This is a genomic window from Burkholderia sp. NFPP32 (genome assembly GCF_900119325.1).
Lineage (GTDB): Bacteria > Pseudomonadota > Gammaproteobacteria > Burkholderiales > Burkholderiaceae > Burkholderia > Burkholderia pyrrocinia_C.
Map to the genome: position 1 here is coordinate 1 of NZ_FPJP01000045.1, position 20,811 is coordinate 20,811.

Here is a 20,811-nt window from a genome sequence, read left to right on the forward strand (position 1 = left end):
GCGTCTTCGGCAGGTTGTCGCCGAAGCGGATGTCCTTCGGCTTCGCGATCGGCCCGATCTGCTTGCCGACCCAGTCGCGCAGCGTCTTCGCGAGCGCCGCCGCTTCCTCGCCCTCCGGACGCGAACGCTTCAGCACCACGAATGCGACGACCGCCTCGCCCGTCGTGTCGTCCGGCCGGCCGACCACGGCCGCCTCGGCAACCAGCTCGTGCGACACCAGCGCCGACTCGATCTCCATCGTGCCGAGCCGGTGGCCCGACACGTTCAGCACGTCGTCGATCCGGCCCATGATCGTGAAGTAGCCGGTGTCCTTGTCGCGCACGGTGCCGTCGCCGGCGAGATAGAGCGTGCCGCCGAGTTCTTCCGGGTAATAACTCTTCTTGAAACGCTCCGGGTCGCCCCAGATCGTGCGGATCATCGCGGGCCACGGGCGCTTGACGACGAGGATGCCGCCCTGACCGTTCGGCACGTCCTGGCCCGTCTCGTCGACCACGGCCGCCATGATGCCCGGCAGCGGCAGCGTGCACGAACCGGGCACCGTCGGCGTCGCGCCCGGCAGCGGCGTGATCATGTGGCCGCCCGTCTCGGTCTGCCACCACGTATCGACGATCGGGCAGCGCTCCTGGCCGACGTGCTTGTGGTACCACATCCACGCTTCCGGATTGATCGGCTCGCCGACCGTGCCGATGATGCGCAGGCTCGACAGGTCATAGCTCTTCGGATGCACCTTGTCGTCGGCGTCGGCCGCCTTGATCAGCGAACGGATCGCGGTCGGCGCGGTGTAGAACACGCTGACCTTGTGGTCGCCGATCATCTTCCAGAAACGGCCGGCGTCCGGGTAGGTCGGCACGCCTTCGAACACGACCTGCGTGCCGCCGCACGCGAGCGGGCCGTACGTGATGTACGTATGACCGGTGACCCAGCCGATGTCGGCCGTGCACCAGAACACGTCGGTCGGCTTCCAGTCGAAGGTCCACTTCATCGTCTGCGCGGCCCACAGCAGGTAGCCGCCGGTGCTGTGCTGCACGCCCTTCGGCTTGCCGGTCGAGCCCGACGTATACAGGATGAACAGCGGATGCTCGGCGCCGACCCATTCCGGCTCGCAGCGGTCGGCTTCGCCGTCCACGATCTCATGCATCCACAGGTCGCGGCCCGCATGCCAGTCGATCTTGCCGCCGGTGCGGCGATAGACGATCACGCTCTTCACCGCTTCGCAGCCGCCCATCGCGATCGCCTCGTCGGCGATGCTCTTGAGCGGCAGCGTCTTGCCGCCGCGCGCCTGCTCGTCGGCCGTGACGAGCGCGACCGCGCCGACGTCGACGAGGCGCTCGTTCAGCGATTTCGCGGAGAAGCCGCCGAACACGACCGAGTGCGTCGCGCCGATGCGCGCGCAGGCCTGCATCGCGACGATGCCTTCGATCGACATCGGGATGTAGATGACGACACGATCGCCCTTGCCGATCCCGCGTTTCTTCAGCGCGTTCGCGAAGCGCGACACGCGTGCCAGCAGATCGGCATAAGTGACGCGCGTGACGGTGCCGTCGTCGGCTTCGAAGATCACCGCGACACGCTCGCCGTTGCCGGCTTCGACGTGGCGGTCGAGGCAGTTGTACGACGCGTTGAGCTCGCCGTCGTCGAACCACTTGTATAACGGCGCGTTGCTCTCGTCGAGCACCTTGGTGAACGGCTTGTGCCACGCGAGGCCCTCGCGCGCGAGACGCGCCCAGAAGCCTTCGTAATCGCGCTCGGCCTCGGCGACGAGCGCGCGATAGGCCGGCATGCCGGAAATGGCCGCCGCCTGCTCGAGCGCCGCGGGCGGCGCAAACTGGCGGGTTTCGTGAAGAACCGATTCAATCGCAGACATCGACAACCCCTTGGTGAACATGAATCCTCTGCATGGCGGCGCGATCGTGCGCGCCGCGCGTCTTGGCCGGCGCATCCGCGCCGCTGTCTCCCACCCACCCGCACGCGGCCGCGAAGGCTGCGCGCGATGCTGCACCGCACCACGTCACACGATGATGAACGTGCGGCGCGGCAATTTCCACGATAAGCGCTCCAACTTACCCGTCACTTACGCGGCATGGCCGTTTCGCACGCCGGGCGGCGCTTTGCGCTGTAACGACCGCGACCCTACAATCCTAACTGAACTCGCCCCCCGGATTCCAGCTTGAATCGCTACGCCCTCTTCCTCATCCTGTCGATGCTGTTCGTCGGCAGCAACGTCGGTATCGGTAAATCCATCGTTGCATTCGTCCCCGTCGCCATCCTCGCCACGCTGCGCTTCGTGATCGCGATCGCCGTGCTGTGGCCGCTGTTCAGCCCCGTGAAGATGCGCGCGGTCAAGCGCGGCGAATGGCTGAACCTGTTCCTGCAGGCGTTCTTCGGCACCTTCATGTTTACGCTGCTGATGCTCAACGGCGTGCAGCGCACGAGCGCGGTGGCGGCCGGCGTCATCACGAGCACGATCCCGGCGATCGTCGCACTGTTCGCATGGCTGATCCTGCGCGAGAAACCGAACGGCCGTGCGCTCGTGTCGATCGCGCTCGCGATCGCCGGCGTCGTGACGATCAACCTCGCCAACGGCAGCGCGGCCGCACACGGCGCCCACGGCGACGCATCCGGCTCGCTGACCGGCAACCTGCTGATCCTCGGCGCGGTGTGCTGCGAATCGATCTACGTGATCCTGTCGCGCCGGCTCACGCAGACGCTCGCACCGATCGACATCTGTGCGTACACGCACCTGTTCGGCCTGTTCCTGATGCTGCCGCTTGGCGCGACGGCGCTGTGGCATTTCGATTACGCAAGCGTGCCGGCCGGCACGTGGGCGCTCGTCGTCTGGTATGGCCTGTCGGCCAGCATCTTCTCGTTCTGGTTGTGGATGAAAGGCATCCGGCACGTGCCGGGCAGCCTCGCCGGCGTGTTCAGCGCGGTACTGCCGATCGCCGCGGCCGCGTACGGGATCGCATTCCTCGGCGAGCGCCCGACGCTCGCGCACGGCATCGCGCTCGCGTGCGTCGTCGCCGGCATCGTGCTCGCGAGCCTGCGCGCAAAACGCGTGCCGGCAGCCGCATCCTGATCGGTCCCCGCCAGTGCCGGCGCGTCGCTGCAGTCGCGCCGGCCGACGCGTTACAATAGCGCGCCTTTTCAAGATCACCCCCGATACCTGCGCACCGCGCCCGCACCGCCATCATGTCCGCCCCGCATTCGCCCGGCCACCCCGCCCGTCGCCCGCTTCGCCCGCTTCCCGCGCTGATTTTCATGAGCCGCTGGCTCCAGGTGCCGCTTTACCTCGGCCTGATCGTCGCGCAGGCCGTCTACGTGTTCCTGTTCCTGAAGGAAGTCTGGCACCTGCTGTCGCATGCGGCCGGCCTCGACGAAGTCAGCGTGATGCTCGCGGTGCTCGGCCTGATCGACGTGGTGATGATCTCGAACCTGCTGATCATGGTGATCGTCGGCGGTTACGAAACGTTCGTATCGCGCCTCGGCATCGAAGGCCACCCCGACGAGCCCGAATGGCTCGACCACGTGAACGCGGGCGTGCTGAAGGTCAAGCTGTCGATGGCGCTGATCAGCATTTCGTCGATCCACCTGCTGAAGACCTTCATCAACCCCGACCAGCACACGACGCACGCGATCATGTGGCAGGTGATCATCCACGTGTCGTTCCTCGTGTCGGCGCTCGTGATGGCGTGGGTCGACCGCCTGACGACCCACACGCACCCGGCCCATTTCCACGAGACGCATGCGCCCGCCGCGGCCGCGTCCCGCCAGCCGGCCGAAGCAGCCGTCAACGCATAAAACGCATTCCCCACTGTCCTCACAGAGTCTCAGCCATGACCGTCATCAAACAGGAAGACCTGATCCAGAGCATCGCGGATTCGCTGCAGTACATCAGCTACTACCACCCGCTCGACTACATCCAGGCACTCGGCCGCGCGTACGAGCTGGAAGAGAGCCCGGCCGCGAAGGACGCGATCGCGCAGATCCTCACGAACAGCCGCATGTGCGCGGAAGGCAAGCGCCCGATCTGCCAGGACACCGGCATCGTCACGATCTTCGTGAAGGTCGGCATGGACGTGCGCTGGGACGGCGCGACGATGGGCCTCACCGACATGATCAACGAAGGCGTGCGCCGCGGTTACACGCACCCGGACAACGTGCTGCGCGCGTCGATCGTCAATCCGCCGGAAGGTGCCCGCAAGAACACGAAGGACAACACGCCGGCCGTGATCCACTACGAGATCGTGCCGGGCGACAAGGTCGACGTGCAGGTCGCGGCGAAGGGCGGCGGCTCGGAGAACAAGTCGAAGTTCGTGATGCTGAACCCGTCCGACTCGATCGTCGACTGGGTGCTGAAGACGGTCCCGACGATGGGCGCGGGCTGGTGCCCGCCCGGCATGCTCGGGATCGGCATCGGCGGCACCGCCGAGAAGGCGATGCTGATGGCGAAGGAATCGCTGATGGAGCCGATCGACATCCAGGAAATCATCGCGCGCGGCCCGAAGGACTGGGTCGAGGAGCTGCGCGTCGAGCTGCACGAGAAGGTCAACGCGCTCGGCATCGGCGCGCAGGGCCTCGGTGGCCTGGCGACCGTGCTCGACGTGAAGATCATGGCCGCACCGACGCACGCGGCATCGAAGCCGGTCGCGCTGATCCCGAACTGCGCGGCCACGCGCCACGCGCACTTCGTGCTCGACGGCTCGGGCCCGGCCAAGCTCGAAGCACCGTCGCTCGACGCCTGGCCGAAGGTCCAGTGGGAACCGAACACGGAAACCAGCAAGCGCGTCGACCTGAACACGCTGACGCCGGAAGAAGTCGCGAGCTGGACGCCGGGCCAGACGCTGCTGCTGTCGGGCAAGATGCTCACCGGCCGCGACGCCGCGCACAAGCGCATCGCCGACATGCTCGCGAAGGGCGAGAAGCTGCCGGTCGACTTCACGAACCGCGTGATCTACTACGTCGGCCCGGTCGATCCGGTGCGCGACGAAGTGGTCGGTCCGGCCGGCCCGACGACGGCCACGCGCATGGACAAGTTCACCGAGACGATGCTCGCGCAAACGGGCCTGATCTCGATGGTCGGCAAGGCCGAGCGCGGCCCGGTCGCGATCGACGCGATCAAGAAGCACAAGGCGGCCTACCTGATGGCGGTCGGCGGTGCGGCCTACCTCGTGTCGAAGGCGATCCGCGGCGCGAAGGTGCTCGCATTCGAAGACCTCGGCATGGAAGCGATCTACGAATTCGACGTGCAGGACATGCCGGTGACGGTCGCCGTCGATTCGTCGGGCACGTCGGTGCACCAGACCGGTCCGAAGGAGTGGCAGGCGAAGATCGGCAAGATCCCGGTCGCAGCCGCTTAAGCGCGATCGCACGAAAGGCCGGACGGGAGTCCGGCCTTTTTGCTTCCCGTTCTCATTATCGTGTGCAGCCGGTTCTTCAAGGCTGATTCTCATTACACGCAAAAGGCAGGCCCGACAAGGCTTCGAGGCTTGGCTTTTCTCGTTCGAGCGATTATCGTTCGGTTTCTGAAGCCCCACTGAACAAGGAACAGCCATGCAAGGCGACAAGAAAGTCATCGAATATCTGAACGCCCAACTGAAGAATGAACTCACGGCGATCAACCAGTACTTCCTGCATGCGCGCATGTACAAGCATTGGGGCCTCGACAAGCTCGGCAAGCACGAGTACGACGAGTCGATCGGCGAAATGAAGCACGCCGACTGGCTGATCGAGCGCGTGTTCATGCTCGACGGCCTGCCGAACCTGCAGGACCTGCACAAGCTGCTCGTCGGCGAGGAAACCGAAGAAATCCTGAAGTGCGACCTGAAGCTCGAGCAAATCTCGCAGGCCACGTGCAAGGAAGCGATCGCCTACTGCGAATCGGTTCGCGACTATGTGTCGCGCGAGATCTTCGAAAAAATCCTCGACGACACCGAAGAGCATATCGACTGGCTGGAAACGCAGATCGACCTGATCGGCAAGGTCGGCCTGCAGAACTACCAGCAAACGATGATGGGTTCGGTCGAGTAATCGCCCTGCACGCCGCGCCGTCCGCATGACAATAACGAACCAGCCAGCCGCTCCCGCGATGCACGCCGCCCCTGTCGGAATCTTCGATTCGGGGCTCGGCGGCCTGTCGGTGCTGCGCGCCGTGCGCGCGCACCTGCCCGGCGAATCGTTCGTCTATACGGCCGATACGCGCTACATCCCGTACGGCGAACGCGACGACGCATTCATCACCGAGCGCACGCTCGCGATCGGCGAATGGTTTGTCCGTCAGGGCGCGAAGGCGCTCGTCGTCGCCTGCAATACGGCCACCGCCCAGTCGATCGCGGCGGTACGCGAGCATCTCGCGATCCCGCTCGTCGGCGTCGAGCCGGGCATCAAGCCGGCCGTCCGGCAGTCCGCGAGCGGCGTCGCCGGCGTGCTCGCCACCCAGGCGACGCTGCGCAGCGCGCGCTTCCAGGCGCTGCTCGAACGTCATGGCGCCGGTTGCCGCTTCATCTGCCAGCCGGGGCACGGGCTCGTGCAGGCAATCGAGAGCGGCGACACGGGTTCGCCCGCGCTGCGCGCGCTGCTCGACAGCTATCTGCAACCGATGCTGGACGACGGCGCCGACACGGTCGTCCTCGGCTGCACGCACTACCCGTTTCTCACCGCAACGATTCGTGACATTGTCGGCGACCGCATGGCGATCATCGACACGAGCGACGCGATCGCGCTCCAGCTCGCGCGCGTGCTCGACCAGCACGGCCTGCGTGCGCCCGACGGCACGCCCGTCGCCTCGCCCCGCTTCTGTTCGACCGGCGACGGCCGGCAATTGCAGGCACTCGCGTCGACGCTGCTCGGCCTCGATGCGCCGGTCGAGTCCGTCACCATTTCCTCGCCGAACGCGCGCGCCTACGCGACCGCCTGACGCGGGCCGGCACGCCCTCTCCCGACGCGGCCGCACCGCCCCCGCCGTTTCAAGGGTCCGATGACCTTAAAAAAAGCCCGACCCGGACTTGTCAACGCCCGCAAAATTAATGATAATAATTCGCATTAACGTTAGCTATCGCAACTCATCATGATCGTCTGCGTGTGCAAGTCTGTTTCCGATCGCAAGATTCGCGCGTCCCTCGCGGAGGGCGCGAACTCTTTCGACGAACTCCAGTTCGAGCTCGGCGTGGCCACGTGCTGCGGCAAGTGCGAGGAGTCCGTACGCGACCTCATGGCCGAGCAAGGCGTCTGCGCGAGCCGGTGCGGTGTCGAGCATCACGCTCACCCGATCCCGGTCACGTTCTACGAACGCAAGGCCGCCTGACCGACGCCGAGTGTGCGCATGCGGCCCCGGCCGCATTTTTTGTTTCGACCGTCAGCAAGCCACCGTCTACGCGAGCCAGCGGCTTACCTGCCAAGGAGCCTGTGATGGAATTGCTGATCGGATTCGTGACCACCGTTTGCATCTCGCTGCTGATCTTCCGCAAGTGATGCCGATTCACCCGCCGCGCCCCGGGTGCGACATCGTTCTTTCAAGCTAACATGCAGGCTTCGCATTCCGCTCCTGCCGGCGTCTTGCCGGCTGCACCACGTATGAATCCCCGAGTGATCGTCGTCGCGGTCGGCGTGCTTGCCGTACACGCGGTCATGCTGGCGGCCGCCTGGCTGCATCGCAACGCACCGCCGCCGAAATCGGTCGAGGTCCAGACGATCACCGCGCAACTCATCACGCCCGCACCGATCGCTCAGCAGGTCGCGGCCGAATCGATCCCGCAACCGGCACCGCCGAAGCCGGTGCCGCGCGTGAAGCCGAAGGTCGAGCCGAAGCCGGTGCCGAAAGCGGCAAAGCCGACGCCTCAGCCGGTTACGCAATCGCCGGCCCCGTCGCCGACACCTGCGCCGGCAGCCGCCGATCCGACGCCCGCTCCGGCCGCGCCCGCTCCCGCAGCACCGGCCGCCGCGCCCGGCCCGGCTCGCGAGACGATGCAAGTCAGCGCGCCGAAGAACGTGCCGACGCTCCAATGCAACTTCGTGAAGCCTGACTACCCGTCGATGTCGCGCCGCCGCGGCGAGTCGGGTACGGCCTACGTTCACTTCGTCGTCGGCGTGACCGGCAAGGTCGAAAGCGTCACCGTGGCGAAGAGCAGCGGCTATCAGCGCCTTGACGATGCGGCCGTCGAAGCGATGAACGCCACCACGTGCCGTCCGTACATCGAGAACGGCCAGGCGATCCGCGCCGCCCGCACACAGCCCTACAGCTTCGGGCTCACCGACTAACCTGCCTCATCCGGAAGATTCAAAGGAAACAAGAAATGCAAAGCTACGGTATCGCGCACGTCTGGGCGCAAGGGGATTTCGTCACGCGCGCCATCGCGATCACGCTGCTCGTGATGTCGGTCCTGTCGTGGATCGTGATCGTCATCAAGGGCTGGAACGTGATTCGCCTGAACCGCCTCACGAAGAACGCCGAACAGGCGTTCTGGCATTCGGACAATTTCGACGACGGCGTCAAGAAGCTCGGCCTCGCCGCATCGACGCCGAACGACAACCCGTTCCTCGCACTCGCGCTGTCGGGCAAGGAAGCCGCCGATCACCACCACCAGACGCAACCGCACCTGCACGACCGCATGGATGTGTCGGACTGGATCACGCGCTGCCTGAAGGACACGATGGACGAAGGCATCTCGCGCATGCAGAGCGGTCTCGCGATCCTCGCATCGATCGGCAGCACGGCACCGTTCGTCGGCCTGTTCGGCACGGTCTGGGGGATCTATCACGCACTGCTCGCGATCGGCGCAACCGGCCAGACGTCGATCGACCAGGTCGCGGGCCCGGTCGGCGAATCGCTGATCATGACGGCCTTCGGCCTGTTCGTCGCGATCCCGGCCGTGCTCGGCTACAACGCACTGACCCGCGCGAACAAGGGTGTCGTCAGCAAGCTGCGCCGCTTCGCGCACGGCCTGCACGCATACTTCGTGACGGGCGCGAGCCTCGCATCGTCGTCGACGCGCGACGGCCTGCGTCTCGCGACGCGCGCCAGCTGAGGCGAGGTGAACCATGGCAATGAACACCGGTTTCAGCGACGATGACGACGATGCCGTGATGAGCGAGATCAACATGACGCCGCTCGTCGACGTCATGCTCGTACTCCTTATCATTTTCCTCGTGACGATCCCGGCGATGCAGCATGCGGTGAAGATCGACCTGCCGCATGCCAGCAGCCAGCCCGTCGACGAAAAGCCGCAGACGGTCGACGTCGCGATCCAGGGCGACGGCACGATCCTGTGGGACGACCACACGGTCACGCGCGAACAGTTCCAGGCGCGCATCGCGGAAGCGGCGAAACGCACGCCGCAGCCGGAGTTGCACCTGCGTGCGGACCGCAAGGTTGCATACGAACATGTGGCCGAAGTGATGTCGGATGCGCAGGCCGGCGGCCTGACGAAGCTCGGCTTCGTGACGGAGCCGGGCGCGAAAGCGAAGTAACACACACGCGTTTCGCACCTCGCACGGGGTGCACCTAGCTAGCCGGATGCCCCTAACCGGGCGTCCCCAAAGTAAAAGGCCTTCATCGCCAGATGAAGGCCTTTTTTCATGCGCACGCGGGCGCCTTCGGGCGGCGGGCTCTTCGGCGGTATCGGTTGCGCCTCGAGCAACGCAAATGCGGCTACCGTGGTCTGCACGGACTGCGCGTTCTGCCCTATCTGGCTCGCAATATATGCGGCCACCTGATTTCGCTCAGAAACTTCCTTCACGAAATGGGATTTCAATATAGGCTCGCCCGCCCGCGCATTCAAGGTTCCGGCGATTGAAACTTGCGATTGCCGGCGACGCTTCAATGACAAAACAAATTTGCCTCGTCGTGCGCGTCGTGTTCAGGTCGCCGAAGCATCGGCCGCCGCTTCCTTCTTTGCGCGCTCGGGGCAACCCGGCTCCTTGTAGGCGCCGTGATCGAGCTTCTCGACCAGGTAGTCGACAAACGCACGCACTGCGGGCGGCATCCCCTGCCGCGACACGAACACCGCGTACAGTTGCGGCACCGGCAGCGTCCAGCCCGGCATCACGGGCGACAGTTGGCCCGCGCGCAGCGCGTTGCCGTACATCATCTCCGGCAGCGCCGCGATGCCGAGGCCGTCGAGCACGGCCTCGCGGATCGTCATCAGGTCGGCCGTCACGAGCCGCGGGTCGTGCTCGTGCACATGACGCGTACCGTCCGGCGCGATCAGGTTGAACACATGCCGCCCGTCGACGCTCGGCGTATCGAGCGTCTCGAAGTAAGTCAGGTCGTCCGGCACCAGCGGCGGCGCATTCTGGCTCAGCAGGCTCGGCGCGCCGACCAGCATCTGCTCGGTGCGCCACAGCGGCCGCACGACGATGTTGGCGTTCTGCGGCGGCTCCGAGCGAACTCGCAGCGCGACGTCGACCGAATCCTCGAACAGGTCGATCACGCGGTTCGTCACGCGGACGTGCACCTTCACCTCGGGATAGCGGCGCAGGAATTCGGGCAGGATGCGCGACAACATCGTCTGCGACAGCGTGACGGGCACGCTGACACGCACCGAGCCGCGCGGCGACGCGCGCAACTGCTGCACCGCGTTCATCGCGGCCCGTGCTTCGGCGAGCATCGCCTGGCAATGCTGGTAGAACAGCTCTCCCGCCTCGGTCAGCGCGAGCTTGCGCGTCGAGCGCTGCAGCAGGCGCACGCCGAGCGCCGCCTCGAGCTCGGTCAGGCGCCGCGACAGGCGCGATTTCGAGATGCCCAGCACGCGCTCCGCAGCCGAGAAACCGCCATGTTCGACGACCTGCGAAAAGTACATCAGGTCGTTCAGGTTATGCGCATCGATATTCATGTCATCGTTCCAATTTCAGAACAATCCATTGCGAACCGCCGCAAATCGAACGGTTAAACGCCCAATATAATAGCGCTATGTTTCAAAAATAACGCTATTCCGATGATTTCGAGGGCTTCCGTATGACGACCGCTCGCTCGCTTGACCGCACATACCCCGCGCTTCGCACGACCGAAGGCGGCGGCTTCGTGGTTCACCGCCCGTTCCCGACCCGGCTGCTGATGGATTTCGATCCGTTCCTGCTGCTCGACGAAATGGGGCCCGTCGATTACGCCCCCGGCGAAGCCGTGGGCGCGCCCGACCATCCGCATCGCGGCTTCGAAACCGTGACCTACGCACTCGACGGGCGTTTCCGCCATCGCGACTCGTCCGGCCATGCCGGCACGCTCGGCCCCGGCGACGTGCAGTGGATGACGGCCGGCTCGGGCGTCGTGCACAGCGAGATGCCCGATCCGGCGTTCGCGCAGGAGGGCGGCCGCTCCCACGGCTTCCAGCTATGGGTCAACCTGCCGCGCCGCGACAAGATGATCGCGCCGCGCTATCAGGAGATTCCGGCCGACCGCATTCCGAGCGCGACGTCGCCGGACGGCCGCGCGCGCGTGCGCGTCATCGCCGGCGAAGCGTTCGGCGTCCGGGCCGCGATCGAGACGCGCACGCCGATCCTCTACCAGCATTTCACGCTGGAACCCGGTGCGACGGTCACGCAGCCCGTGCCGGCCGGCTATCGCGTGTTTGCCTATCCGATCGACGGAACGGGCCTCTACGGGCCCGACAGGCAGTCTGTCGACGCACGGCACATGATCGTCTACGGCGACGACGGCGACACGGTCACGTTCACCGCCGGCGACGGGCCGCTCGATCTGCTGCTGATCGGCGGCGTGCCGCTCAACGAGCCGATCGTCCGCTACGGCCCGTTCGTGATGAATACCGAGGAAGAGATCCGGCAGGCCGTCGTCGACTACCAGACCGGCCGCATGGGTCGCATCGAAGCCTGACGCCCGATCGGGGGCGGCAGGTGCCGCGAAACGGATGGTTTTGCGTCACAATAACTTCTTGAACCATGTGGCCGCCCACCACCAGAAGGAATCCGTACCCTTGAACTTCGAACACCTGATCCAGATCAACTCCGACGATCCGGCCGTGCCGACCCTCACCCGCGACCAGCTCTGGGAAGGCCTCGTGCTGCGCGCCGAACAGCCGCAGCTGTTCGTGCTCGGCCTCGATAGCTGCGTCGTCCACGAACGGACGGAAACGACGCTCGAACGTGAACTGCACTACGGCCACGCGACCGTTCGCGACCACGTCACGTTCACGCCGAACCAGCAGGTCCGCTACGACATCCGCGCGGCCGATGGCGAGATCGGCGGCTCGCTGACGATGACGATCGAGGAGCGCGAAGACCACGAGCTGTTCCTGCGTTTCGAATACCGCACGACGCTGACCGTCTCGGACGACAGCGAAGAAGCTCGGCAGACGCACGGAATCGTCAAGGAAGCGTACCGCACGTCGGATATCGACACGGTCCGCCTGATCCGTGAGTACGCACAGGGCCGCAAGGACCCCGATCCACTGCATTGAACCCGGTGGCGGCCTGCCGGCCGCCCTTTGATTCAAGCTATCAAGTTCACCGTTCCGATCGATAAAGAGTTTTTGTAAATGGGAATAGTTATCATTTAGAATTCATTCCATCGTATCGACAGTCACCGATCAACCGAATGACCGACACCATGCGCCCGACCACGCTGACCTTGCGCCGCACGACCGGCACCACAGGCAGCAGCCGTCAAAAGACGGCAGCGGTCACGACGCCGGCGAAACCCGCCGGCAACCGCGATGCAGGCACGCGGGTCGTCAGCAGCGATGCGCTGCTGCAAGGCCACAGCCACATCAGCATCGCGCATAACGGAGAGACCTATCAGTTGCGTGCCACACGGCTCGGCAAACTGATCCTGACGAAGTAACGACCGAGTATTGTGGGGACCACCTCCCTGAGAGGTGTTGGGCATTAGCCAGCGTAACGGCTTGCACGCGAGATCTAGACCCCTTCGTGCAAACACACTCAAGCAGCCGTTGCAGCAAGCCAAGCCACTTTTTTGGTTCTCGCACAAGGAAGAAAAAAAGCGACACGTCGAAGGACGTGTCGCTTTTTTGTTTGAGCAGCCAATGCGTGAAGCAGGCCGCCCGCGTTCGTTGTCGCTCAATGCATGCTGAAAGCTGAACCGCGCTTGTTTCCTCGCGGCTTCGCACCGCAGCCGAAGCCGCACACAAGCCGCTTCAGAACCCCCAGAACATCAACCACCATGCGCTGTCGACGACCGCAAGCCCGACGGCGAACCACGCGAATGCCGCGAGCCGGCGCGGCCAGGCCGCATAACGCCCGGTCACTTTCCACGCGAGCCACGCACTCCATGCGTTGGCGCCGACCAGGATCGCGATGCGCACGTCGGTCGCCCAGCCGAGCGGTACGTGTTCGGCGCGCAGCAACGACAACGTCGTTGCCGACAACCCGAGGAACACGCCCGCGCCCGCGATCGGGATCAGCGCCTGCGCGAGATGATGCAGCCGCACGCGATCGAAACGGCCGAGCATCAGCGTGGCGCCGGCCAACAGCACCAGCAGCGCCGTGCCGTACACGAGCCCCGTGCCGACGATATAGCTGACGATCAGCCCGCCGTCGAGCCAGGAGAACACGTCGTTGCGATCCGGATAATGCGTGAGCAGGAACCAGGGCGCATTGGTTTCGAGCGGCCAGGTGATGTCACGGTCGATCAGCCAGCCCGCGAGCCATTGCTTGATCTGCACGAACCACGGACTGACGGTCCAGTGGAACGCGCCGATCGCGACCCCGAGCAGGCCGTACAGGATCAGCGCGGTATCCCACGGATTCGCCTGCTGCGCGCCAAGGTTCACGACCTCGTCGGACGGCGAGCGCGACGACAGCGAGATCGCATCGCGGTGCCCGCTGCAGCGGCCGCACATATGGCACGCCGCGGCGCCCTTCATGCTGCGCAACGGCACGAGCGGCGCGCAGTTGATCGGAATCACGCGATGGCCATGCTCGCCATTCTTGTACGAACGGCGCCACGCATCCTCGTCGACCTTGTAGCGCATCGGCGCGAGCCGCGCGAGCAGCCCGAATACGCCGTTGACCGGACACAGGTACTTGCACCACACGCGCTTCTCGCGGCCGTACAGCACACCGATCACGATCGCGCCGACGGTCGAGCCGCCGAGCACGAACAACACCGCGAGCGGGTACTGGTACACGCTCACCATCTGCCCGTAGATCGTCGTGATCCCGAACGCGACGAACGGCCAGCCGCCCCACCGTATCCAGCGCGGAATCGGGCCGCCGCGGCCGAACTTGCTCGCGTATTCGGTGAGGGCGCCTTCCGGGCACAGCACGCCGCACCAGACGCGGCCGAGCATCACCATCGACAGCAGCACGAACGGCCACCAGATGCCCCAGAACGCGAATTGCGCGATCAGCGTGAGGTTGTTCCATAGATGTGCGGAATCGTCCGGCAGCGGCAACACCGCCGGCACGATGATCAGGAACGCGTAGACGGCGACGATGCCCCACTGGATGCCGCGGATCAGCGCACCGTGGCGCTGCATCCACTGGCCGGCCTGCGCGAGCCAGCCCGGCTTGGCTGCGGCGACAACGCTCATGCCGTGCGGCCCGCTGCAACGGCCGGACGACGGCTCGCGCGCTTCATCAGCAGCCAGACAACCGCCCAGTACACCGCATAGGCGACCAGGTTGGTCAGTGCCGGGTGCGCGCGATAGCCGGTCAGCGTCGCGACGAGCGAGCCGAACGTGCCCGAATCATCGAGGATCGCGGACGTGTCCCACACCTGCGAGATGCCGAGCGGCAGGATTTCCTTGTCGATCAGCTTGTCGACGCCGGTCTGGAACAGGCCCGCGCCGAGGAACAGCAGCATCACTTCGGTGACGCGGAAGAAATGCCGCCACGAGAAGTATTTGCCGCCGAGCTGCAGCAAATAGAACGTGAAGAACGCGAGGCCGAGGCCGATCAGCACCGCGAGCATCTGGTTGCCGTCGACGTGGCCCGACTGGCCGAACCCGAGACCGTACAGGAAGATCACCGTCTCGCTGCCTTCGCGTGCGATCGCGAGCGCGACCAGCACGGCGACGCCCCACCAGTTCGAATCGCGCGTGCTCTGCTGCAGCGATTGCTCCATGTCGCGCTTCAGCGTGCGGCCGTGTCGGCGCATCCACAGCACCATCTGCACGATCAGCACGCATGCGATCAGCACCATCGCAGTCTGGAAGTAGTCCTGCGCGTCGCCGGACAGCACCTCGGTGAAACCGACCAGCGCGGCACCAAGGCCGACCGCCATCAGCAAGCCGACACCGACGCCGGCCCAGAGAAAAGGCAGGCCGCGGCGCGCGTCGTCGTCGCCGTTTTTCAGCCATGCATAGAGAATGCCGACAACGAGCAGCGCTTCGACGCTCTCTCGCCAGACGATGAACAAGATCTGACCCATCGATACCTCCTGACGCGCGGGGCAACGGATATAGCGTGCCCGCACGCAGATAAAACGCGTTACTTCGCGACGATCACGCCCTGCGCCTGCTGGTGGAAATCGTCGAAAAACTTGTATTCGCCCGGCGACAGCGGAGCGACGACCACGAACGAATCAGCGCCCGGCGCAAGCACCTTCTCCTTGCGCAGTTGCACGCTCTCGAATTCGGCGGCGCCCTTGCCGGTGTTCTTGATCTCGATCTTGAAACGCTGGCCGGCCGGCACTTCGATGCGGGCAGGATTCAGCTTGCCATCCGCCATCTCGAGCTTGAACGTCGGCAGATCGGCGGCGTGCGCCGCGCCGGCAAGCCACAACGCAGCGGCTGCGGCGATGATTTTCTGGGGAATTTTCATTCTGGGTTCTCTACGCCGACGGCGCGCCGAAGCGCGCCGTTCGTGATGCCGCCGATCAGTAACCACCCTTCTTGCCGATACCGGCGAACGGGAAGTCGTACTCGAGCGTAACGGGCTTGAACCATGCGCCCACGCCCGTTTCCTTGTCGACGTGACGGCCGAACGCCATGTGGCCCGACTGCATCGGCGGCTTGACGACCATCGTCAGGTGGTACTTGCCCGGGCCGTTCAGCTTCACATTGTCGCCATAGTGCGGACCGTCGCTCGCGACCATGCCCATCAGGTCGCCTTCAGACTTCCACTTCGTGTCGCCCTGCTTCGTCAGCTTGTACGTGACCTGCAGATACGGCATCCAGTCGCCTTCGGCGAAACCCGTCGGGTTGTTCTTGACCGCATGGATGTCGGCCTCGAGGTGGATGTCGGAATCCGACGCCTTGCGCATCATCCCTTCCGGGTCCATCGTGATCGGCTGCAGGTACACCGCGCCGATTTCCATGCCGCCCTGGATCTGCTGCTTGCCGATCGGATATTCGGCAGCCGAGGCCGACATCGCGGCAAGCGCCGCTGCTACCGCAACCGTCGTGCGGATGAACGAAGAACCCAACATGGACACTCCTTGTTATTTGTCTGACTATCTTGACGACATGCGGGCCGCCGCCGGGGCGGCTCGCTGAAAACACTAACGCAATGAAGAACGTTAATGCGAACAATTCTCAATAATTGTGGAGTTTAGCACCGAACCTGTTTCGGAACAAACCGGATACCGCGTAAACCCCTGATTCGACAAGGCTTACAGACCGGTTACTGACAGGTTTTGGTGACGTTTGGAAAGATTTACCGGCCGCCGCTGATGTGGTCGCCGACGTTCGCGCCGAACACGCGCTCGCGCAACAGCGCAAGCTGGTCGCGCGTCGCGGCGGCCTTCTCGAATTCGAGGTTCTTCGCGTAGTCGGCCATCTGCTTCTCGAGACGCTTGATTTCCTTCGCGAGCTGCTTTTCCGACATGTCCTCGAATTTCGCGCGCTGCTGCGCTTCCTTCAGCTCCGCGCGCGCCTCGTCCGCGTTGTAGACGCCGTCGATGATGTCCTTGATGCGCTTCACGACGCCGCGCGGCGTGATGCCCATTTTCTCGTTGTGCGCGATCTGCTTCGCGCGGCGGCGCTCGGTTTCGCCGATCGCGCGCTTCATCGACTCGGTCATCGTGTCGGCATAGAGAATCGCCTTGCCGTTCACGTTCCGCGCGGCGCGGCCGATCGTCTGGATCAGCGAGCGCTCGGCGCGCAGGAAGCCCTCCTTGTCCGCATCGAGGATCGCGACGAGCGACACTTCGGGAATGTCCAGACCCTCGCGCAACAGGTTGATCCCGACCAGCACGTCGAACGTGCCGAGCCGCAGGTCGCGGATGATCTCGACACGCTCGACCGTGTCGATGTCGCTGTGCAGGTAGCGCACCTTGACACCATGGTCGGCCAGAAATTCGGTGAGCTGTTCGGCCATGCGCTTCGTCAGCACGGTGATCAGCACGCGCTCGCCGGCCTTCACGCGCGCGTTGATCTCGGTCAGCACGTCGTCGACCTGCGAGCTCGCCGGCCGCACTTCGATTTCCGGATCGACAAGCCCCGTCGGCCGCACGACCTGTTCGGCGACCTGCCCCGTCACGCGCTTCTCGTAGTCGGCCGGCGTGGCCGACACGAACACGACCTGACGCATCTTGCGTTCGAACTCGGGGAACTTGAGCGGCCGGTTGTCGAGCGCCGACGGCAGGCGAAACCCGTAATTGACGAGGTTTTCCTTGCGCGCGCGGTCGCCGTTGTACATGCCGTTCAACTGGCCGATCAGCACGTGCGATTCGTCGAGCAGCATCAGCGCATCGGGCGGCAGGTAGTCGACGAGCGTCGGCGGCGGCTCGCCGGGCGCCGCGCCCGAGAAATGCCGCGAGTAGTTCTCGATGCCCTTGCAGAAGCCGAGCTCCTGCAGCATCTCGAGATCGAAGCGCGTGCGCTGCTCGAGACGCTGCGCCTCGACGAGCTTGCCGTCGCGGTGGAAGAACTCGAGGCGTTCGCGCAATTCGTCCTTGATCGTCTCGACCGCTCGCATCACGGTGTCGCGCGGCGTCACATAGTGCGACGACGGATACACGGTGAAGCGCGGAATCTTCTGCCGCACGCGCCCGGTCAGCGGGTCGAACAGATGCAGCGTCTCGACCTCGTCGTCGAACAGCTCGACGCGCACGGCCATTTCCGCATGTTCGGCCGGGAAGATGTCGATCGTGTCGCCGCGCACGCGGAACGTGCCGCGCTGGAAATCCTGCTCGTTGCGCGTGTATTGCATCGCGATCAGCCGCGCGATCACGTCGCGCTGGCCGAGCTTGTCGCCGGTGCGCAGCGTCAGGATCATCTGGTGATATTCGGACGGGTTGCCGATACCGTAGATCGCCGACACCGTCGCGACGATCACCACGTCGCGGCGCTCCATCAGGCTCTTCGTCGCCGACAGCCGCATCTGCTCGATGTGCTCGTTGATCGACGAATCCTTCTCGATGAACAGGTCGCGCTGCGGCACGTAGGCCTCAGGCTGGTAGTAGTCGTAGTACGAGACGAAGTACTCGACCGCGTTGCGCGGGAAGAACTCGCGGAACTCGGCATAGAGCTGTGCCGCGAGCGTCTTGTTCGGCGCAAACACGATCGCCGGGCGGCCGAGCCGCGCGATCGTGTTCGCCATCGTGAAGGTCTTGCCCGAACCCGTCACGCCGAGCAGCGTCTGGAAGGCAAGGCCGTCGCCGATGCCTTCGACGAGCGTGTCGATCGCGGTCGGCTGGTCGCCTGCGGGCGGATACGGTTGATACAGCTGGAACGGCGACCCTTCGAAGGTGACGAATTTGGATTCGTCGAGCGCGTCGCCGACTTCGGCATGATGTTCGGACATGGAATGCGGCCGGAGCGAGGGCAAAGAAAGCATTCTAGCGCTTCGCGGCCGCGCGAACTGCTGTCGGCTCCTGACGCGCGACGGCCGCCCGAAATCGCGATTCACCGCCGAATCGCCCGCCCCCGCCAGCGCGAATTCGCTACAATGGCAGGCTGCTGCGCTTTCCGGCGTCGCGCCCGTTGGCGCGCGGTTCGCTGCGCCCGCCCCGCCGGCTGAAAGCCTGACCCTCTTTTCACTACTGCCGAATCATCATGTCGCTCTTCTCCGCTGTCCAGCTTGCTCCCCGCGACCCGATCCTGGGCCTGAACGAAGCCTTCAACGCCGATGCGCGTCCGACCAAGGTCAACCTCGGCGTCGGTGTGTACACGAACGAAGAAGGCAAGATTCCGCTGCTGCGCGCGGTTCGCGAAGCAGAGAAGGTGCGTGTCGAGGCCGGCCTGCCGCGCGGCTACCTGCCGATCGACGGGATCGCCGCCTACGATGCGGCCGTGCAGAAGCTGCTGCTCGGCAACGATTCGCCGCTGATCGCAGCGGGCCGCGTGGTCACGGCCCAGGCACTGGGCGGCACGGGCGCACTGAAGATCGGCGCCGATTTCCTTCGCACCGTGAACCCGAACGTGAAAGTCGCAATCAGCGATCCGAGCTGGGAAAACCACCGCGCGCTGTTCGAAGCGGCCGGCTTCGAAGTCGTCGCGTACCCGTATTACGACGCCGCCACCAACGGCGTGAACTTCGAAGGCATGCTGTCGGCGCTGAACGGCTATGCGGCAGGCACGGTCGTCGTGCTGCACGCGTGCTGCCACAACCCGACCGGCGTGGACCTGACCGAAGCGCAATGGCAACAGATCGTCGACGTCGTGAAGGCGCGCAACCTCGTGCCGTTCCTCGACATGGCGTACCAGGGCTTCGGCGAGAACATCGAGGCCGATGCGGCCGCCGTACGCCTGTTTGCTGCGGCCGACCTGAACGCGTTCGTGTCGTCGTCGTTCTCGAAGTCGTTCTCGCTGTACGGCGAGCGCGTCGGCGCGCTGTCGATCATCACGTCGAGCAAGGAAGAAGCCACGCGCGTGCTGTCGCAACTGAAGCGCGTGATCCGCACGAACTACTCGAACCCGCCGACCCATGGCGGTGCGGTCGTCGCCGCGGTGCTCGCATCGCCGGAACTGCACGCTTCGTGGGTGCAGGAGCTCGGTGAAATGCGCGATCGCATCCGCGCGATGCGCAACGGCCTCGTCGAGCGCCTGAAGGCGAGCGGCGTCGATCGCGACTTCAGCTTCATCAACGCGCAGCGCGGGATGTTCTCGTATTCGGGCCTGACCTCGGCGCAAGTCGATCGCCTGCGCGACGAGTTCGGTATCTATGCGGTTGGCACGGGCCGGATCTGCGTCGCAGCGCTGAACACGCGCAACCTCGACGTGGTCGCCAATGCAATCGCAGCCGTGCTGAAGTAACTCGGCACCGGCAGGCTGCAGCCGTCGCCGGCCCCGCCCTGCCCCGCCGAAATGAAAAACGCGCTCCCCGGAGCGCGTTTTTTTTACCGTTCGACGCAGCGGGCGACTACGCCGCTCGCGCCCGCGTTACTGCGCGTTACTGCATGAACCAGCCGTGACTGACTACGAACGACTGGCCCGTCAACGCGGCGCTCGGGAACGCCGACAGGAACAGCACCGTCTGCGCGACGTCCTGCACCGTCGTGAACACGCCGTCGACCGTGTTGCCGAGCATCACCTTCTTCACCACTTCCTCTTCGCTGATCCCGAGCTCCTTCGCCTGCTCCGGAATCTGCTTGTCGACCAGCGGCGTGCGCACGAAGCCCGGACACACGACGTGCGAGCGCACGTTGTGCTTCGCGCCTTCCTTCGCGAGCACGCGTGCGAGGCCGAGCAGGCCGTGCTTGGCCGTCACGTATGCCGACTTCAGCGGCGACGCTTCGTGCGAGTGCACCGAACCCATGTAGATCACGACGCCGCCGCGATCGTCCTTGTACATGTGCTTGAGCGCAGCCTTCGTCGTCAGGAATGCGCCGTCGACGTGGATCGCCTGCATCTTCTTCCAGTCGGAGAACGCGTAGTTCTCGATCGGGTTGACGATCTGGATGCCCGCGTTCGACACGAGGATGTCGACCGAGCCGAACGTTTCGGCGACCTTGTCGATGCC

Annotated in this window: 22 protein-coding genes; 13 read left to right on the top strand and 9 right to left on the bottom strand. The window is 65.0% G+C overall.

The annotated features are described in order from the left end of the window. A partial coding sequence (gene acs, locus BT264_RS36095) for an acetate--CoA ligase (protein WP_072467069.1) occupies positions 1-1,864 on the bottom strand: 1,864 nt, incomplete at its 3' end. Between the two features lie 303 nt (positions 1,865-2,167). Between acs and BT264_RS36105 the strand changes: the two genes are divergently transcribed. From BT264_RS36105 to BT264_RS36145, 9 genes are all read left to right on the top strand, one after another. Then, entirely contained in the window at positions 2,168-3,076 is a 909-nt protein-coding gene (locus BT264_RS36105) for a DMT family transporter (RefSeq protein WP_072445363.1), read from the top strand. Positions 3,077-3,189: 113 nt separating this feature from the next. Further along, positions 3,190-3,798, top strand: coding sequence for a TIGR00645 family protein (locus BT264_RS36110; protein ID WP_072445364.1), 609 nt, complete (start codon positions 3,190-3,192; stop codon positions 3,796-3,798). Positions 3,799-3,833: 35 nt separating this feature from the next. Next, positions 3,834-5,357: a fumarate hydratase gene (locus BT264_RS36115; protein ID WP_034183495.1), complete on the top strand. Its 1,524-nt coding sequence runs from the start codon at positions 3,834-3,836 to the stop codon at positions 5,355-5,357. Between the two features lie 193 nt (positions 5,358-5,550). Next, on the top strand, positions 5,551-6,027 hold the full coding sequence (gene bfr / locus BT264_RS36120; RefSeq protein ID WP_072445365.1) for a bacterioferritin: 477 nt from the start codon (positions 5,551-5,553) through the stop codon (positions 6,025-6,027). Between the two features lie 25 nt (positions 6,028-6,052). Continuing rightward, positions 6,053-6,913: a glutamate racemase gene (murI, locus tag BT264_RS36125; RefSeq protein WP_072445366.1), complete on the top strand. Its 861-nt coding sequence runs from the start codon at positions 6,053-6,055 to the stop codon at positions 6,911-6,913. Between the two features lie 150 nt (positions 6,914-7,063). Further along, positions 7,064-7,300, top strand: a complete 237-nt coding sequence (locus tag BT264_RS36130) for a (2Fe-2S)-binding protein (protein WP_034183493.1) — start codon at positions 7,064-7,066, stop codon at positions 7,298-7,300. A 218-nt stretch (positions 7,301-7,518) separates the two neighbouring features. Then, complete coding sequence (locus BT264_RS36135) at positions 7,519-8,253, top strand: energy transducer TonB (RefSeq protein ID WP_072445367.1); 735 nt, start codon at positions 7,519-7,521, stop codon at positions 8,251-8,253. A 35-nt stretch (positions 8,254-8,288) separates the two neighbouring features. Further along, positions 8,289-9,020 (top strand): MotA/TolQ/ExbB proton channel family protein, encoded by a 732-nt coding sequence (locus BT264_RS36140; protein ID WP_072445368.1) that lies wholly within the window; start codon positions 8,289-8,291, stop codon positions 9,018-9,020. Positions 9,021-9,033: 13 nt separating this feature from the next. Next, entirely contained in the window at positions 9,034-9,462 is a 429-nt protein-coding gene (locus BT264_RS36145) for an ExbD/TolR family protein (RefSeq protein WP_072445369.1), read from the top strand. Between the two features lie 38 nt (positions 9,463-9,500). Here BT264_RS36145 and BT264_RS39465 read toward each other — a convergent pair whose 3' ends face one another. Beyond that, positions 9,501-9,746 carry a hypothetical protein gene (locus tag BT264_RS39465; protein WP_177318454.1) on the bottom strand — a complete coding sequence of 82 codons (246 nt, stop codon included), beginning with the start codon at positions 9,744-9,746 and terminating at the stop codon, positions 9,501-9,503. Between the two features lie 105 nt (positions 9,747-9,851). Then, positions 9,852-10,826 carry a LysR substrate-binding domain-containing protein gene (locus BT264_RS36155; protein WP_072445370.1) on the bottom strand — a complete coding sequence of 325 codons (975 nt, stop codon included), beginning with the start codon at positions 10,824-10,826 and terminating at the stop codon, positions 9,852-9,854. Between the two features lie 122 nt (positions 10,827-10,948). Between BT264_RS36155 and BT264_RS36160 the strand changes: the two genes are divergently transcribed. From BT264_RS36160 to hemP, 3 genes are all read left to right on the top strand, one after another. Continuing rightward, on the top strand, positions 10,949-11,821 hold the full coding sequence (locus BT264_RS36160; RefSeq protein ID WP_072445371.1) for a pirin family protein: 873 nt from the start codon (positions 10,949-10,951) through the stop codon (positions 11,819-11,821). A 100-nt stretch (positions 11,822-11,921) separates the two neighbouring features. After that, positions 11,922-12,404, top strand: a complete 483-nt coding sequence (locus tag BT264_RS36165) for an SRPBCC family protein (RefSeq protein WP_034183488.1) — start codon at positions 11,922-11,924, stop codon at positions 12,402-12,404. Between the two features lie 137 nt (positions 12,405-12,541). Continuing rightward, a complete protein-coding gene (hemP, locus tag BT264_RS36170; RefSeq protein ID WP_072445372.1) occupies positions 12,542-12,787 on the top strand; it encodes a hemin uptake protein HemP in 246 nt (81 codons plus the stop codon). A gap of 313 nt (positions 12,788-13,100) precedes the next feature. On the opposite strand, the gene BT264_RS36175 is transcribed toward hemP, so the two are convergent. The 5 genes from BT264_RS36175 to uvrB form a co-directional block, all read right to left on the bottom strand. Then, on the bottom strand, positions 13,101-14,498 hold the full coding sequence (locus BT264_RS36175; protein WP_072445373.1) for a 4Fe-4S binding protein: 1,398 nt from the start codon (positions 14,496-14,498) through the stop codon (positions 13,101-13,103). Continuing rightward, on the bottom strand, positions 14,495-15,337 hold the full coding sequence (locus BT264_RS36180) for an FTR1 family iron permease (RefSeq protein WP_072445374.1): 843 nt from the start codon (positions 15,335-15,337) through the stop codon (positions 14,495-14,497). The genes BT264_RS36175 and BT264_RS36180 overlap by 4 nt, the downstream gene beginning before the upstream one ends. Before the next feature lie 59 nt (positions 15,338-15,396). Then, positions 15,397-15,729 carry a cupredoxin domain-containing protein gene (locus tag BT264_RS36185; protein ID WP_072445375.1) on the bottom strand — a complete coding sequence of 111 codons (333 nt, stop codon included), beginning with the start codon at positions 15,727-15,729 and terminating at the stop codon, positions 15,397-15,399. Positions 15,730-15,784: 55 nt separating this feature from the next. After that, complete coding sequence (locus tag BT264_RS36190) at positions 15,785-16,336, bottom strand: iron transporter (RefSeq protein WP_072445376.1); 552 nt, start codon at positions 16,334-16,336, stop codon at positions 15,785-15,787. A gap of 227 nt (positions 16,337-16,563) precedes the next feature. Next, complete coding sequence (gene uvrB, locus BT264_RS36195) at positions 16,564-18,654, bottom strand: excinuclease ABC subunit UvrB (protein WP_034183483.1); 2,091 nt, start codon at positions 18,652-18,654, stop codon at positions 16,564-16,566. Positions 18,655-18,905: 251 nt separating this feature from the next. On the opposite strand from uvrB, the gene BT264_RS36205 reads away from it, so the two are divergent. Then, positions 18,906-20,105 (top strand): amino acid aminotransferase, encoded by a 1,200-nt coding sequence (locus BT264_RS36205; protein ID WP_072445377.1) that lies wholly within the window; start codon positions 18,906-18,908, stop codon positions 20,103-20,105. A 136-nt stretch (positions 20,106-20,241) separates the two neighbouring features. Here the strand turns inward: BT264_RS36205 and BT264_RS36210 are convergent. Continuing rightward, positions 20,242-20,811: 3-hydroxybutyrate dehydrogenase (locus tag BT264_RS36210; protein WP_072445378.1), on the bottom strand; the 570-nt coding region annotated here is incomplete at its 5' end.